Annotated in this window: 9 protein-coding genes and 1 CRISPR repeat array; of the genes, 8 read left to right on the top strand and 1 reads right to left on the bottom strand. The window is 67.4% G+C overall.

What is annotated here, in order from left to right; genetic code table 11:
* Positions 1–2,116 precede the first annotated feature (2,116 nt).
* The 8 genes from AW274_RS07700 (at position 2,117) to cas2e (ending at position 11,615) form a co-directional block, all read left to right on the top strand.
* Positions 2,117–4,996, top strand: coding sequence for a CRISPR-associated helicase/endonuclease Cas3 (locus AW274_RS07700; RefSeq protein ID WP_062431772.1), 2,880 nt, complete (start codon positions 2,117–2,119; stop codon positions 4,994–4,996).
* Positions 4,997–5,235: 239 nt separating this feature from the next.
* Positions 5,236–6,870, top strand: a complete 1,635-nt coding sequence (gene casA / locus AW274_RS07705; RefSeq protein ID WP_083973929.1) for a type I-E CRISPR-associated protein Cse1/CasA — start codon at positions 5,236–5,238, stop codon at positions 6,868–6,870.
* A 24-nt stretch (positions 6,871–6,894) separates the two neighbouring features.
* On the top strand, positions 6,895–7,500 hold the full coding sequence (gene casB / locus AW274_RS07710; protein WP_062431776.1) for a type I-E CRISPR-associated protein Cse2/CasB: 606 nt from the start codon (positions 6,895–6,897) through the stop codon (positions 7,498–7,500).
* Between the two features lie 44 nt (positions 7,501–7,544).
* On the top strand, positions 7,545–8,690 hold the full coding sequence (gene cas7e / locus AW274_RS07715) for a type I-E CRISPR-associated protein Cas7/Cse4/CasC (RefSeq protein WP_062430395.1): 1,146 nt from the start codon (positions 7,545–7,547) through the stop codon (positions 8,688–8,690).
* Positions 8,687–9,466, top strand: a complete 780-nt coding sequence (cas5e, locus tag AW274_RS07720) for a type I-E CRISPR-associated protein Cas5/CasD (RefSeq protein WP_062430396.1) — start codon at positions 8,687–8,689, stop codon at positions 9,464–9,466. Before cas7e ends, cas5e begins: the two co-directional genes overlap by 4 nt.
* A gap of 3 nt (positions 9,467–9,469) precedes the next feature.
* Entirely contained in the window at positions 9,470–10,267 is a 798-nt protein-coding gene (gene cas6e / locus AW274_RS07725; RefSeq protein WP_062430397.1) for a type I-E CRISPR-associated protein Cas6/Cse3/CasE, read from the top strand.
* Positions 10,267–11,340, top strand: a complete 1,074-nt coding sequence (gene cas1e, locus AW274_RS07730) for a type I-E CRISPR-associated endonuclease Cas1e (protein WP_062430398.1) — start codon at positions 10,267–10,269, stop codon at positions 11,338–11,340. The genes cas6e and cas1e overlap by 1 nt, the downstream gene beginning before the upstream one ends.
* Positions 11,337–11,615, top strand: a complete 279-nt coding sequence (gene cas2e / locus AW274_RS38990) for a type I-E CRISPR-associated endoribonuclease Cas2e (RefSeq protein ID WP_083973930.1) — start codon at positions 11,337–11,339, stop codon at positions 11,613–11,615. Before cas1e ends, cas2e begins: the two co-directional genes overlap by 4 nt.
* Positions 11,616–11,633: 18 nt before the next feature.
* Positions 11,634–13,927: direct repeats of the CRISPR family, unit length 28 nt; unit sequence GTCGGCCCCGCGCCTGCGGGGATGGTCC.
* A gap of 793 nt (positions 13,928–14,720) precedes the next feature.
* On the opposite strand, the gene AW274_RS07735 is transcribed toward cas2e, so the two are convergent.
* The gene (locus AW274_RS07735) at positions 14,721–16,316 is read right to left on the bottom strand and encodes an MFS transporter (protein WP_062430399.1); all 1,596 of its coding nucleotides are present in this window, start codon (positions 16,314–16,316) and stop codon (positions 14,721–14,723) included.
* Between the last annotated feature and the right edge of the window lie 65 nt (positions 16,317–16,381).

The raw sequence follows: 16,381 nt of genomic DNA on the forward strand, positions 1-16,381 counted from the left end.
TCTCTTATTTCTAGCTCGGGCACGATCCCCGCAAGTACGGGACCAACGGCTCGCGTCATTCGGCGTATATGCAGCCCATCGGACGATCCCTGCAAGTGCGGGGCCGACATCAGGCAAGAGTTCACCGCCATGGACGCGCAGGGACGATCCCCGCAGGTGCGGGGCCGACACGCGTGTGAGCCCTCCCGTCCGCCAGAAGCGAGGATGATTCCTGCGGGCGCGGAGTCGACCTGCTCGCCACCATCACCTGCACCGACCCCGCCGGATGATCCCTGCGGGTGCAGGGCCGACGCTTTCGAGGTGAGCCACTCCCACGCGTACAGCAGATGATCCCCGCAGGTGCGGGACCGACGTCACGACCGGTCAGCACGGTGCGGTGAATCCCGGACGATCCCCGCGGGTGCGGGGCCGACCAGGACACCAGCCGGGTCCGGATCGGCCGGCGCGGACGATCCCCGCGGGTACGGGGCCGACCAGACGGCGGAGGTGGTCTTGCCGGTGCCTGGCGGACGATCCCCGCGGGTGCGGGGCCGACGCCGACATCGACACCGTCTTCACGTTGCTGGAGGGACAATCCCCGCGGGTGCGGGGCCGACAACTGGGTGATCCGGCGCGGCCTGCCCGGCATGGGACGATCCCTGCGGGTGCGGGGCCGACGCCTCGACCTGCGTCATGGCCACGCCGTGGAGCGGACGATCCCCGCGGGTGCGGGGCCGACGTGACCTCTCGGCGCGGCGAATCCAGCCGCACCGGACGATCCCCGCGGGTGCGGGGCCGACGTACGTGCTCGACGTCGCGTTGGAGATCGACCCGGACGATCCCCGCGGGTGCGGGGCCGACGGGTAGACGACGAGCGTCCCGATGCCGATCTTGGGACGATCCCCGCGGGTGCAGGGCCGACGCGGTCAGGGCATATCCCAGATCTCGCCACCCCGGACGATCCCCGCGGGTGCGGGGCCGACCCCCCTTAGCTCGCGGCGCCGATGATGGCGATGGGACGATCCCCGCGGGTGCGGGGCCGACAAAACGACCATCGCGGGCAACCTCGCGTACTACGGACGATCCCCGCGGGTGCGGGGCCGACGGCGCCGTCGTCCTCCGCCGCCTCGGGCTCGGGGGACGATCCCCGCAGGTGCGGGGCCGACGGGGATCATCTCCCCCGTTCGGTCTCTCGTCTAGGACGATCCCAGCGGGTGCGGGGCCGACCCGACACAATGGCCGTGCCCAGCACTACCAGCAGGACGATCCCCGCGGGTACGGGGCCGAGGAGGACCTCGACGACGAGCAGGCCCGCACCGCGGGACGATCCCCGCGGGTGCAGGGCCGACGGTCCCTCATGTCGCTCGCCATCAACCCTGCGCGGACGATCCCCGCAGGTGCGGGGCCGACCTTTTCACGACCGGTGGCCTGGTCCACCGACTCGGACGATCCCCGCGGGTGCGGGGCCGACGGGCCATTCGGCCGGCAGGTCGAAGACGCCGAGGGACGATCCCCGCGGGTACGGGGCCGACGTCGCCTACGAGCTGTTCCAGATGGCCGGCGCCGGACGATCCCCGCAGGTGCGGGGCCGACCAGAGTCCGGGGCGTGTGCTTGAGCCACACGTAGGACGATCCCCGCGGGTGCGGGGCCGACCAGAGTCCGGGGCGTGTGCTTGAGCCACACGTAGGACGATCCCCGCGGGTGCGGGGCCGACAATCCACATACCGGCGAGGGTCACCCATGCCCCGGACGATCCCCGCGGGTGCGGGGCCGACCCTCTCAGGATGCATCCCAGTCAACTCAACGGCGGACGATCCCCGCGGGTGCGGGGCCGACGACCTGAGCCGGTACACCCGACGTCACACGCTGGGACGATCCCCGCGGGTGCGGGGCCGACTTAACACTGCCCGTTAGCTGAGTCTCTCTCGCAGGACGATCCCCGCGGGTGCGGGGCGACACTTGCTCACCTGCAACGTTACCGAACCGACCCGCAGAAAAACTTCACTTGCTCTCCACTCGCTCTCGGCCATGCAACCACCACGACAAAGCCGAATCCCGTTCGGCTTAAATCACACAACATGACCATACGAGTTTTGTCGGTGGTCTTCTCTACTCTCCTCCCCAAAGGAGATGAAGATGCCGGGCGACACGATTCGATCACTGAACTACGAGCCATCGATAATTAGACATATCGGAGCTTTGTGGGGAAAGTCTCGCAAAAAAGCAGGCGGTAGGACGAATCTCGTTCTGTCCCACCTCCTGGACACCGCAGCCGTTGCCGAACAGATCTGGGATCAGTATCTGGCTCCGTCCACCAAGCAGTTGCTCGAAGAGATCTCGGCAGGCCGTGGCCGTCTGTTCTTCGCCTGGCTGTGCGGAGTGCACGACTGCGGGAAGGCGACACCGGCGTTCCAGCGAGTCGACGACGAAGGCGCACAGGCGCTCCGACGAGCTGGCCTCACCTGGAACGATAACGCCGTCAAGCAGCACTCATGGCGGCATGACAAAGCCGGCGGGATGCTCCTGCGGACCCTCCTCAAAGAGGACGGATGGAGCAAAGAGCACATCGCCTGGCTGTGGCCATTGGTCGCCGGTCACCACGGGTCGTTTCCTTCGGCGGCGGTTTTCGCTGATCGTCGTACCGCGCGCGGAGGGCCTCAGGGCCGCAGCCCTGATTGGCGAGCCGCGCAGCGTGGTTTGGTGGAGATTTTCACGCGCCTGGTCGGCTATGCGGGCCTTGCTGACGTGGAGCCCATGAAGGTCCCCAGTCGCGCAACGCAACTGCAGCTCAGCGGGCTCATCGTGATGGCCGACTGGATCGCCAGTGACCAGCGCCATTTCGTCGGGATTGACGACCTTGCCGACGTGAGCATGGAGCGGGCTCGGAAGCGGGCGGCCGCAGCCTGGGCCAAGTTGGAGCTGCGCGGCGGGTGGGGCGCCCTACCGGCCCCCGGGGCAGGGACGTTCCAGCAGAGATTCGGCCACGGCCCGCGCGACTCGCAAAAACTGGTCATCGACGCCGCGAGCCGGATGCCCACGCCTGGACTGCTGATCGTCGAAGCGCCGATGGGCGAGGGCAAAACGAAAGCGGCGTTTCTGGCGAGTGAGGTGCTGGCCTCGGCATTCGGATGCGACGGAGTGTTCGTCGGCATGCCGACGCAGGCCACCTGCGACCCGATCTTCACTCAGGTGCGAGCTTGGCTGACCCGCATACGGCCGGACCTCGCAGATCAAGTGGCGCTGCTGCATGGCAAGCGGCGCTTCAACAAGGAGTGGCGGCAGCTCCTGGGCGAGGCTGACGAGAACCCGGATGACGCCTACCAGAGTGTCGACGAGGACGACCTGTACGGGTCAGGGGCCGACTTCGACGATGAACCGGAGGCCGAGCGTCATGCGCCTGCCGAATGGTTCCTCGGATCCAAGCGTGGGCTGCTGAGCCCGTTCGTGGTCGGCACCATCGACCAACTGCTGTACACGGCGACTCGTACCAAGCACGTGATGTTGAGAGCCGCTGGGTTGATGGGCAAGGTCGTCATCCTGGATGAGGTGCATGCCGCAGACGTCTATATGTCGCAGTTCCTCAAAGAGGCGTTGCGGTGGCTGGGGCAGGCCAGAGTGCCAGTGGTGCTGCTGTCGGCTACCTTGCCGCCGCAACAGCGCCGAGCCCTGGTGGGCGCCTACCTGGCAGGGGCAGCCGCGCGCGAGACGTTCGACGTGACGGACCTGCGAGAGCCGCAGGGGTATCCCAACGTGACTGCGGCCTGCCTGGTCGATGGCCAGCCGGTTTACGACGTCCGCGATGCAGACCAGTGGCGCAAGGACCTGCAGGTAAAGGTCACCGTTCTGCCGGAAGTGCGGACGGCGAGGGCTGGATCCGAGACCGGAGAAGCAGTTTGCGACGTGGCGGTCGCCGGCCTGCTGGCGGATCGGCTCCGGGATGGCGGATGCGCGCTAGTCATCCGCAACACCGTTCCGCGCGCTCAGGCGACCTTCGAGGCGCTCGGAAAGAGGTTCGGGGCCGATGTCCGTCTGCTGCACGGCCGGATGTCAGCTGCCGATCGCGCCGACCGTACCGAGAAGTGCCTTGATCTGCTGGGACCACCGGGTGAAGACAGGACGCGGCCACCCCGCCTGGTGCTGGTCGCAACGCAGATCGCCGAGCAGTCGTTCGATGTCGATGTGGACGTGCTGGTCAGCGATCTGACCACGATCGACCTCCTGTTACAGCGGATCGGGCGCATGCATCGGCACGACTGGGGAGATCGGCCGGGGGCGCTCGGTGTCCCCGAAGTGGTCATCACCGGCTTCTCACCCGGCGAGGACGGCCCATCGATCCTGCCTGCGAGTGAGGGAATCTACAGCCGTTACCTGCTGATGCGGACCGCCGCTCTCGTAGAGGCGGCCAACGACAAGACGTGGTCGGTCCCGAGCGAGGTACCCAGCCTGGTGGCCCACGTGTACGGCGACTCCTCTGATTTCGTGCCGACTCACTGGCAGGAGAAGGAGCAGGAAGCGTACGTGGACTGGGCGCGCGATCAGGAGGAACGGGCCAAGAACGCGGAGCCCTACTTGCTGACCCGGGCCGGTGAACATGCCCATGTCACTCTCGACGGCCTGCACTACGGCGCCGACCGGCGTAACGCCCCCGAGGAGAAGCTTCAGGCGGTGGTCCGTGACGGAGATCCCAGCGTGGAAGTGGTCGTGGTCTGGGAAGACGAGCGGGGATACCGCACCTTCGCAGGTCGCTCATTGGGGGTCAACGGCGAGACCTCAGACGAGCTTGTCGACGACGTCCTGATGGGCACGGTACGCCTGCCGGCCAAGTTGACCGACTTGGCAGAGCGGGAGCTGACGCCCTTGGACGGTTGGCGCGGGCATCCCTGGCTCAAGCACTGCCGTGCCCTGGTTCTTGGCGCCGCATCCACACGAGAACTGGGTGAGTACTCGCTGAGATACGACAGCCGCTTGGGTCTCGTGGTGACAGGTGGCCCGAAGAACCACGGTAGACGCAGGTAACCCCTATGGGTGTTTTATGGCGTACCGACCGCTCGTAAATCACCCATAGGGGCAAACCCCCGCACTAGCGGGGCCAATCTGCGTCCGACACGTAAACACGGACCATGCCTGACATAACTGGATTTACCAGTTAGCGGGCCAAGGGAAATTCTAGGCAATCCGCGCGAAGCCCTTCTTCTTTATGGCAATCTCTCCTCTGCTGCCACCGGCCAACACGGAAACAATTGGAGCATTCATTTATGCCGCCTTTCGGCCTTGGTGATACTCCGTGCCTCCTGGCGCGACGCCTCGACAGTAATGACGCGGAGCTCCTGTCCCTCCTGGAACTTCTCCTGAACGCCCATGAGATCGACCGCCTGGTGGTCGACGTGCCTACTCAGTGGCCGGCGCTGTTGCGCCAACTGCTGCTCCCTGTGGTCATGGATGCCCTTGGCCGTCCAGCGGACCGCGCACAGTGGGCCAAGCGGTTCGAGGCTGGCCGCTTCTCTGACACGGAACGCGAGTTGCTCCGCTCCTATCTGGAAGAACACCGAGAGCGTTTCGACCTGTTCAGTGAGCAGGCCCCGTTCGCGCAAGCAGCCGGCCTCCGGACGACAAAAAACGAAACCAAGGGGGCGGCGCTGCTGGTCGCCACCGCCGCGTTCGGCAACAACGTTCCCCTGTTCGACAACCGGACCGAGGCCAATCCACTGGCGATGACTCCCGATCAGGGGCTGCGCTGGCTGCTGCACGCACACTGCTGGGACACCGCCGCCATCAAGACCGGTGCCGTCGGAGACCCTGCGGTAAAAGCGGGCAAAACCACCGGAAACCCCACAGGGCCGCTCGGCTCACTGGGTGTGGTCGTCCCCAGGGGTCAGACCTTGTACGAGACGATCATGCTCAACTTGCCCATCGGTGTGCAGCCGGGCGACGACCGGCCCCGATGGCGGCGACCCCAGCCCGATGGGTCCAGCTGGAATACCAGGCACGCGAGCGGACTGCTCGACCTGTGGACCTGGCAGTCCCGGCGGATCCGATTGATCCCTGAGGAAACCCCTGCAGGCATACGAGTGTCGCAGGTCGTGCTGTGCGCCGGCGACCGCCTGCTGGAGATCCCTGAGTGGGAGCCCCACACCACCTGGGCGTTCCAGAAGGTCCCCAAAAGCCGTACAGGAACGATCCGTAGGCCGCGACGTCACGTGCAGGGCAAGGCCCTCTGGCGTGGTCTGGACGCGCTGCTGACCTCCGAACCGCAGAGCCGTGACGGCGCCGTGGAGACCTCGGTGCTGCTGATGCAGCTGGCCGGCCTGCAAGCCGAGGACCACCTCGACTATGACTATCCGCTGCAACTGGATGCCGTCGGCATCGCCTACGGCAATCAGTCGGCGGTGATCGAGGACGTGATGTCGGACTCGATCCCACTGCCGGTGGCCGCCCTTCGCGCCGACGAAGACCTGTACACAGCCCTGTTGGAGATGACCGAGCAGGCCGAGCAGCTTGCTCGGGCGGTGAACAACCTGTCCGCCGACCTGCGGCGTGCCATGGGAGCCGAGCCCATCCCCTGGGACAAGGGGCAGCGTCCGGGCGAATTCGTGTTGCACGCCCTCGATCCGCTGGTACGTCGGCTGCTGACCGGCATGCGGAAGGCCACCAGGGATCCCGATCTGATCGAGCAGGGCCGCACCGCGTGGGAGCAGCTCGCCAAAAAACACACACAGGAAGTCGCGGACACCGTCATGGACGGCGCCACTCCAGGCGCCTTCATCGGCCGCACGGTCAAGAAGGAAAACCGGGAGCTGACATTTCGCTCTTCGACCGCCCAAAAGAACTTCATCATCCAGCTCGGCAAGATCCTTCCTCGCGCGGCACAGGAACGCCGCAAGTCCGCGTAACCCGAACCACGAAAGGTGAGGACCATGCCCCCCGCCCGTGAACGCCCCCGGTACTGGAAGCGCTACATCGCGGAAGACGGCACTTGGCGTGACGACAGCCGCCGCCCGCCCGGCGAGGATCTGGCCGCATTACGCGCGGGGCTCGGCCATGAGGCCGGCACGATCCCCGCCATGTGGCCGTTCTACCGCTCTGCGGTTGACGACCGGCTGGCGCGCGCCAGCAAGGTTTCCCCCGAACAGCACGCGGAACACGCTGCACTGGCGCTGTACGGACTGCACCAGCAGACCATACGAGTGCCGATGCACCGGCCCGGTATTCGCTTGGGGCAGGCGCTACGTCAGCTGCACGCCAAGGACGACGGCAAGGGTTTCTCCCCTGAAGCCGTGGACCGCCGAGTCAAGATCGCCGCCAGCGCGACGCGAGTACCGGCTCTGCTGATTCACCTACGTGGGCTGGTGTCGCAGTTGCGGACAGTCTCGCAGCCGCTGGACTACGACCTGTTGGAGCAGGACATTCTTGCCTGGCACAACTCGGAGAGCCGCAGGAGGGCACGCCGCAGGTGGGGACTGGACTATTTCGAATGGTCCCAAACCCGCGATGCCCTGCCAGGTGATGCGGCGGCACGCTGACCGCCCACAGCACGATCCCCACCCATCTACGCCTGGAGACATCCATGGACAAGCGCCTCTTCATCGACGTACACATCGTGCAGACCGTGCCACCGGCCAACCTCAACCGTGACGATCAGGGAAACCCGAAGGAGGCCTACTTCGGCGGCACCCGCCGTGCCCGTGTCTCCTCCCAGGCGTGGAAGCGCGCCACCCGTACCGCGTTCGCCCAGAACGCCCCCGAGCAGGACCACGCGACCCGCACCAAGCGGATCGTCGCCGAACTGGCCAAGCGCCTGGCCCTCGACACCGTGCTCACGGCCGAGCAGGCGCCTCGGATCGCGGCCAAGCTCCTGGAGCCGCTTGGAATCAAGGAGGGCAAGAAAGCCGGCGACACCGCCTACCTGTTGTTCTTCGGGTACCGGCAGCTGGACGCCATCGTGGACCTGGTGACCGAGCAGGCCGCCGACCTCGCCGCGATGAGTGACGACGACCTGGCCGCAGCCGTCAAGACTCTGCCGGTGGCCGAGAAGCTGCAGACCGGCCATCCCATGGAGGTGGCGCTGTTCGGCCGGATGGTCGCCGACATCCCGGCGCTCAACGTCGACGCCGCCGTACAGGTCGCCCATGCGCTGTCCACTCACCCGGTGGAGCTGGAGTTCGACTACTACACGGCCGTCGACGACGAGAACCTGAAGGAGGAGACCGGTGCCGGGATGATCGGCACGATCGCCTTCAACTCGGCCACGCTGTACCGGTACGCGACCATCGGCCTGCACCAGCTCACGGCCAATCTCGGTGAGACCGAAGCGGCGCTCGATGCAGTCGACGCGTTCGTGAAGTACTTCGCCCGCTCCATTCCCTCTGGGCACCAGAACTCTTTCGCTCATCGCACGCTGCCCAGCCTGGTCGCCGTCGTGGTCCGCGACGACCAGCCGGTCAACTTGGTCTCCGCCTTCGAACGGCCTGTCCTGACCAAGAACGAAACCGACAGCATCGCCGCGCTATCGGCGATCCGGCTGGCTGGCGAGTACCAGCTGGCGACCCGACAGTGGGGCGACGTCCCCCTACACGCCGCCGCCTGCCACACCTACGGCGAGGACACGACGGCGAATCGCCTGGTAGAAGCCTTCGGCGCCGTGCAGACCTTCCCTCAGCTGACCTCCGGACTGCGTGCCCGACTGGTCGAGATCATCAAGCAGGCCGGATGAGCGGCGCCGAGGCCACTCTCGTCCTGCGGCTGGGCGGCCCGCTGCAGTCGTGGGGCGACCGCAGCATGTTCAACCGACGCGACACCCGGCCCGAACCCACGAAGTCCGGTGTCCTCGGCCTGCTCGCCGCCGCGGCCGGGCGCTCCCGTGAAGAACCGCCCGGAGATCTGCTCGGCCTACGGCTGGGGGTGCGTGTCGACCAGCCGGGAAGCCTGCTGCGCGACTATCACACGGCCAGCGACCACCGCGGTCGTCCGTTGCCGCAGGCCGGAGTATCCGCTAAGGGGCTACAGCGGCCGACCTCCCCGGTGAAGATGACGCACGTCAGCCAGCGGTTCTACCTGCAGGACGCCGTCTTCCTGGCCGCGTTGCAGGGGCCCGCCGACTTCATCGCCACCCTCGCGCACGCGGTGAGCCACCCGGCCTTCCCGCTCGCCCTCGGGCGGCGTTCATGCGTACCGAGCCAGCCTCTGCTTCTGGGCATCCGCGAGACGGACCTGGAGGAAGTGTTGCGGACCGAGCCATGGCAGGCCACGGCCACGGCGCGTGACCGCATCGAACGACGCTCACGCTCGGCCACGGTCGACCTGTCCGTGACCTTGGACGACCCGGCCGGAGAAGACGCTTTCAACGACGTCCCGCTTTCCTTCGCCGTTCGCGATCGGCAATTCGCCGACCGACGCGTCCGCCACGACTGGGTGAGCGTCCCTACCGGCTTCGCCGATCCCGATGAGTCCGCCAACCATCACGACCCCTTCGCCCTGCTGGGCTGGTGACCGATGACCTATCTGTCCCGTATCAGGATCAACCCGCTGCGAGAGAACAGCCGACGCCTGCTGCGCAACCCGCATGCCATGCACGGCGCGGTCATGTACGGCGTACCGGACCGCCCGCTGGAGGAACGCATCCTGTGGCGGTTGGACTCCGACAACCCGCATCGGCCGGTGCTGTTCGTGCTCACCGAGACCAAACCGGACTGGACCCACATCGTGGAGCAGGCCGGCTGGCCCGGAGCCGACGGCGACCACGCCATGGTGCGCGACTACACGCCGCTGCTGGCCCGGATCGCCGTCGGCAGAGAGTTCGCGTTCCGGCTGACCGCCAGCCCGGTCCAGAACACCAAGAACCCCGTCAAGCCGACACCCGAACAGCGCAGGCGCATGGAGGCCGGCCTCAACCGGTCGTTCCGCATAGGGCACCGCACCTCGGCCCAGCAGCTCGACTGGTTCCTGGACCGGACGCGCAAATGGGGGTTCGAGATCCCCGAAGTGGCCGCAGAGCCCGCCGGACCCGGACTTGAACCGCTCGACGATGGCGCCTCGATCCCCAGGGACATGCGAATCATCTCCCGAGGACGCCTATCGTTCCGCAAAGACGAGCAGCGCGACGCCAGTCAGGGCAAGACTCGCCCCAAAGAGGTGACCCTCACGGTCGCCACCTTCGAAGGGCGGCTGCGAGTCACCAACACCGACCTGCTGACCGAGCGCCTGCTGGGCGGCATCGGCCCGTCCAAAGCCTACGGATGCGGCCTGCTGACCCTCGCTCCTCTGCCCGGTGCCCGTTCGCTGGACGGGTGATGGCCGACATCTGGTGGAAGGCACACCCGCACGACCTGCACCGCATCGCCGACCGAGTCTCCAGCGTGTACGTCGAGCGATGCCACATCGACCGCGACGAGAACGCGGTTGTGATCATCAACAAGCGCGACACCGTCCGGGTACCCGCCGCGATGGTCGCCGTCATGCTGATCGGCCCCGGCACCCGCATCACACACGGCGCGATTCGCCTCCTGGCCGACTCCGGCACCGCAGTGTGCTGGGTAGGCGAACAGGGCGTACGCATGTACGCCGCAGGCCTGGGCCCCAGTAGGGGCTCGGGTCTGCTGTACCGGCAAGCCTGGCTGGTCACCCGTACCAAGGAACGACTGGGTGTGGCCCGCGCCATGTACAGCATGCGCTTCCCTGGCGAGGACGTCTCTGCGATGACCATGCAGCAGTTGCGCGGGCGGGAAGGGGCGCGGGTTCGTAAGCTCTACCAAGCCCATTCCCGTCGCACCGGTGTGCAGTGGAGCGGGCGCGAGTACCGACCAGGCGATGCGTTCGCTGCCGGCGATGACCTCAACCGGCTGCTGTCCGCCTCCAACGCGGCCTTGTACGGCATCTGCCATGCGGTCATCGTCGGCCTGGGTGCCAGCCCTGGCCTGGGCTTCGTGCATACGGGCAACGCGACTTCGTTCGTCATGGACATCGCCGACCTATACAAGGCCGAATACACGATCCCTTTGGCGTTCGACCTGGCCGCCCGTGGCCTCACCGAGGAACGCGACGCCAGGCTCGGGCTACGCGACCGGATCGCCGAAGACAAGCTGCTCGGCCGGATCGTCCGGGACATCAAGGCGCTGCTCTCTCCTGACGGGTCGGAGATCCCAGAGATCGACGTCAACGAACTATGGGACGAGAAACTGGGAGCCGTCCCCGGAGGGGTCAACTGGGCTAACGGATCAGGAAGCGTGCGTGGAAGCGGCCTTGTCGAGGCGGAGATGGGCGATGAGCACATCGCGATCATCGGCCCTGAACTGGAAGGACAAGCAGCGGAGCAGATCCATGATCCATTCGACGATGCCACCCTTGGCGAGGGGAGTGGTCTATGACCGTCGTGGTCCTCATCGCAGCACCCGAAGGCCTGCGCGGACACCTCACCCGGTGGATGGTGGAAGTCAATGCGGGCGTGTTCGTCGGCAATCCCAGTAAGCGTGTCCGGGACCGTATCTGGAACCTGCTGGCTGAGCGGATCGGGGATGGGCAAGCCGTCCTCGTGGAGCCCGCAGCTAACGAGCAGGGGTGGGCCGTGCGGACTGCGGGGAGGGATCGTTGGTACCCGGTCGACTTTGACGGACTGATTCTTTCTGCACGTCTTCGTCGATAAACGACCTGGTCAGCAAGTGTCGGCCCCGCGCCTGCGGGGATGGTCCGGAGCAGATCACCGGGTTCGAGGGTGCGGTCAAGTCGGCCCCGCGCCTGCGGGGATGGTCCTAGGCCAACAGATATGGTGGCCTCATCGTGAGTGTCGGCCCCGCGCCTGCGGGGATGGTCCCGACGGTGCAGCTCCAGCAGCTCGTCCGGGCCGGTCGGCCCCGCGCCTGCGGGGATGGTCCCCGACGTCACCGAGGAACTCTCTGCCCGTATGCGTCGGCCCCGCGCCTGCGGGGATGGTCCCGATAGTGAGCCTTACGCCTAAGGTTGGGATGCGTCGGCCCCGCGCCTGCGGGGATGGTCCGCACGACGGCCCCGTCTGAGCGATCGAAGCGCCGTCGGCCCCGCGCCTGCGGGGATGGTCCCCAGTACGCCGCCAGGGAAGCCCTCAAGGTCGCGTCGGCCCCGCGCCTGCGGGGATGGTCCCGCCGAACTCAAGGACGCGGTCGAGGAGTGGAAGTCGGCCCCGCGCCTGCGGGGATGGTCCCTGGAGGTCTGCGAGGTCTACGGCATCCCCCACGTCGGCCCCGCGCCTGCGGGGATGGTCCCTGCTGCCGGGGGACGCTCTCGTTCTCCAGCCCGTCGGCCCCGCGCCTGCGGGGATGGTCCCCCTATCCAGCCTTTCCAGGACCTCCGTCCTGGGTCGGCCCCGCGCCTGCGGGGATGGTCCTGTCGTTCACTCCTCGGGGATAGCCTCCGCTGCGTCGGCCCCGCGCCTGCGGGGATGGTCCGGTGCAGCCGATGGAGTCGAGGGCGTTGGCTACGTCGGCCCCGCGCCTGCGGGGATGGTCCGGCAGCCCAGATGGCGGGAGATCCGGTCCAGGTGTCGGCCCCGCGCCTGCGGGGATGGTCCCTAGTTGGTGAGCCGCGCGACCCCGTCGGAATTGTCGGCCCCGCGCCTGCAGGGATGGTCCCTGCGCGCCCGGGATGCTCAAGCGGGTGGTGAGGTCGGCCCCGCGCCTGCGGGGATGGTCCCAGGATGACCACGGCCAGGCAGTAGAGGCGTGGGTCGGCCCCGCGCCTGCGGGGATGGTCCCAGGTAGGGCGTGACGTCCTCCCAGATGGCAGGGTCGGCCCCGCGCCTGCGGGGATGGTCCCACGATCGCGCCCGGCCGGCAGTGCTTGCGGATGTCGGCCCCGCGCCTGCGGGGATGGTCCGGCCGGTGGCACCGTCGAGCAGTGGCGAGACGCGTCGGCCCCGCGCCTGCGGGGATGGTCCCCGGTCTGGTCCGATGCCGCCCCACTGGTACGGGTCGGCCCCGCCCCTGCGGGGATGGTCCCCTACGACATGCGCAGCATCAGGCAGACGGGATGTCGGCCCCGCGCCTGCGGGGATGGTCCTCTCGCCAAAGCGGGCCGTTTCGACCCGTCCACGTCGGCCCCGCGCCTGCGGGGATGGTCCGAGTTCCGGCTCGGTCGCGGTCGCGGTCATCGCGTCGGCCCCGCGCCTGCGGGGAGGGTCCGGCACGGTGCCGGTGACGTCGATGCCGAGGGCGGTCAGCGCGTCGGCCCCGCGCCTGCGGGGATGGTCCGAGCCGCGAGCTCGTGCCGCACGAAGAGGGCACGTCGGCCCCGCGCCTGCGGGGATGGTCCTCTGGAGCACGACGTCGATCACCTCGACGTCCAGTCGGCCCCGCGTCTGCGGGGATGGTCCCAGGTGGCGGCCAAGCGGGCGTCGCTCCGTGGCGTCGGCCCCGCGCCTGCGGGGATGGTCCCGTGATGAGTCGGACGCTGGCATTCGCGGTGCCGTCGGCCCCGCGCCTGCGGGGATGGTCCGGCGGCGATTGACGGCTTGGTCGACGCTGGGCTGTCGGCCCCGCGCCTGCGGGGATGGTCCTGCATCGGATGCCCATTATCGGGGTTGGGCGTCGTCGGCCCCGCGCCTGCGGGGATGGTCCGGAGGTTTTGCCGCCGTAGTCCTTCCCCGAGTAGTCGACCCCGCGCCTGCGGGGATGGTCCGTTGTGCAGGGCGGCGGTCGCCCTGGGCGCCCCGTCGGCCCCGCGCCTGCGGGGATGGTCCGCTGGGCAAGGCCAAGGGCTCCGTCAACGCCACGTCGGCCCCGCGCCTGCGGGGATGGTCCTCCCTGCGGCGAATGCCGGAACGGTGAGGGCCGGTCGGCCCCGCGCCTGCGGGGATGGTCCGCGCTCGACGAGCTGGTCGCGCGAGAGCTTGTCGTCGGCCCCGCGCCTGTGGGGATGGTCCGATCATTCGTTACAGGCAGAAGCATGGTCTCAAGTCGGCCCCGCGCCTGCGGGGATGGTCCCTTGAGTGGCAGGTCGTGCGGGATGACGACCTCGTCGACCCCGCGCGCCTGCGGGGATGGTCCCGTCGTCATGCCGCCGGCCCAGCCCGCTTCCGCGTCGGCCCCGCGCCTGCGGGGATGGTCCTGTGGACTCGTTGCTGATCGCGTCTTCGTGGCAGTCGGCCCCGCGCCTGCGGGGATGGTCTCGGTCCGTACATTCTGCGTTAGTGACTACCCGCGTCGGCCCCGCGCCTGCGGGGATGGTCCCGCCGGGATGATGAACGCGCTGGTCCCCGCCATGCCGGCCCCGCGCCTGCGGGGATGGTCCCCTGCTCACCTCGCTCCACAACGCGGGCCTCATGTCGGCCCCGCGCCTGCGGGGAGGGTCCGTCTGGATGACGCTCGCCGAGCTGGCCAGGCACGTCGACCCCGCACCTGCGGGGATGGTCCGTTTCGCCCCCGAGGTCGCCGAGACCATCGTGTCGTCGACCCCGCGCCTGAGGGGATCGTCCCGCGGCCGGGACCACACTGGTCGACCTGACAACGCCGGCCCCCCGAGTGTGGGGATCGTCTCGACGGCGTCAGGGTCCAGACCTGCCCGGCGCAATCGGCCCCGCGCCTATGGAGATGGTCATCAGTCAGGGGCACGATATGTCCAGCCACGGAGCGTCGACTCTGCTCAGAACGTAGGCGAACGGTTCAAGTCCCCCCTCGGACACAACTGTTACCCCATGAAGTCCTGGTCAGCCGAAAGGCGACCAGGACTTTTGTTTTTCCCGCTGTCTCCGCGCTACTGGCGACGCCTGAGCCGGACTCTAAGTATCCATGTCTCGCGCAGGGCGCCCACTAACCGTGGTGAACGTGCCCTCAGACGGCTGGACGTCGTTCACCCGTTGATCGGTTTCTGGCAGCGGGTCGGCGCTCTCGATTGCAGCGCGGTTGAGGTCGTCGGGCTTCGGCACGAAGAACGCCCTCCGCCACCCCGGGACAGCAGTCCCCAACAGAGCGACGGCCCCTACGAACCCCAGAAGAAGTTCGACGGCGAACTCCTCTCCCCCACAGGAGATCAGCAGCCCACCCACCAGGGGCCCCACAGCGATCCCGCCATAGCCCAGGAGACGAGAAACGCTCACCACCCTGCCCACCACATCTGGAGCGATGTGCTCGTGGATGAGCAGACGGACGTATACGTTGCTTAAACCACCGGCGGCCCCCATGATCGTCAGAGCACCGATGAATGTGTAGATATTCTGACCGAAGATCCACAAAAGGGCGAGTGCCGCCACCCAGCACCATGCGTGGAAAAGCATCATGGAAACCTTGGGGGCGTTGCGCCGCTTGCGGGGGGCCATGAAGTCCTGCGCCGACGAGTCGCTCCACATTGAGGAGATGTCTCGCGTCGATGAAACGCTCGAAACCTGCGAGACACCGAATGGCGGTCGGGTGGCTCGTGCCGAGCAGGAGAAAACAGGAGCCCGGAGTAAACGGTAACGTGGCATCCTGTCCTCGGGCACGCCGAACAGTGTCCTGAAGTACGCCTGAACCGGTCGGTGGAAGGCTGACGCGGTCAGACCTCCCATGCCCGTCAGAGCGACGACGAGGCCGATGACGAGGGGCGAGACCTGCTCGCCCATGGCGGAATAGAAGATCCAGATGAGTGCATGGAATGCCACGTTGGTGAATACGATGACGACGGTGGCCGCCCAGAGCGGTTTGAAGGCGACAAGCTTTCGATAGCCTTCGATGATCTCCGCCGTCAAATTCCTGCGGTCTGATATTCTCAACCGGTTGTCACGCGGCAGCGATCGCGTGACCAGAAGGGAGAAGCCGAAAAGAACGGCACCGGCGAGGAACGGGACCCACTGCGAAAGGCCGAAGAGGAATCCGCCCAGTGGGCGGCCCAAGAAAACTGCTACCTGCGCGCCGGTCTCATGAAGGCTGACCCCCTTGTGCAGACGCGCGTCAGAAAGGCCGAGGTTGGAATGGCGAGCCGGGTTCGCCGCCTGAAGAGTTCGGGCGATCGACGGCAGTGCGGCGGTCACGGCCAGGCTGTGGAATACGGAGAGCGCGCCTTCGACGAAGGCGACCACCATCAGGTGGATGAAGGTGAGTTCTGTGAACAGCAGAGCGGCACCGAGGCTCACCATAGCGATCGCGCGTGCGGTGTCGGCTATCAGAATGATCGCCCGATAGTCCCAGCGATCGACCAGCGCGCCGGCGAGCACGTAGAAAAGCACGTGTGGCAGAGCCCAGGCGAAGCCGATCCAGCTGGCTTGAGTCGCCGAGCCCAGGATCGCCAGTGCGAGCAGCGGGTAGGTCACGCCGAACATCCGTGAGGCGAGCATCGACGAGAACGAGCCGGTCCACGCGGCCGCGAAGACGTACCTCGATCGGCCTCGTCGACTGTCCATCGTTCCCTAGCACCTCAATGTCTTACCGGCCACCTGCGTTACTGGTTATCGCGACTGCTCATCCC

The organism is Herbidospora daliensis, from assembly GCF_001570585.1.
In the GTDB taxonomy this organism is placed as follows: domain Bacteria; phylum Actinomycetota; class Actinomycetes; order Streptosporangiales; family Streptosporangiaceae; genus Herbidospora; species Herbidospora daliensis.

Coding starts and splice junctions, on each gene's coding strand:
- AW274_RS07700 (WP_062431772.1), top strand. CDS start 2,117: ATGCCGGGCGACACGATTCGATCACTGAACTACGAGCCATCGATAATT.
- casA (WP_083973929.1), top strand. CDS start 5,236: ATGCCGCCTTTCGGCCTTGGTGATACTCCGTGCCTCCTGGCGCGACGC.
- casB (WP_062431776.1), top strand. CDS start 6,895: ATGCCCCCCGCCCGTGAACGCCCCCGGTACTGGAAGCGCTACATCGCG.
- cas7e (WP_062430395.1), top strand. CDS start 7,545: ATGGACAAGCGCCTCTTCATCGACGTACACATCGTGCAGACCGTGCCA.
- cas5e (WP_062430396.1), top strand. CDS start 8,687: ATGAGCGGCGCCGAGGCCACTCTCGTCCTGCGGCTGGGCGGCCCGCTG.
- cas6e (WP_062430397.1), top strand. CDS start 9,470: ATGACCTATCTGTCCCGTATCAGGATCAACCCGCTGCGAGAGAACAGC.
- cas1e (WP_062430398.1), top strand. CDS start 10,267: ATGGCCGACATCTGGTGGAAGGCACACCCGCACGACCTGCACCGCATC.
- cas2e (WP_083973930.1), top strand. CDS start 11,337: ATGACCGTCGTGGTCCTCATCGCAGCACCCGAAGGCCTGCGCGGACAC.
- AW274_RS07735 (WP_062430399.1), bottom strand. CDS start 16,316: ATGGACAGTCGACGAGGCCGATCGAGGTACGTCTTCGCGGCCGCGTGG.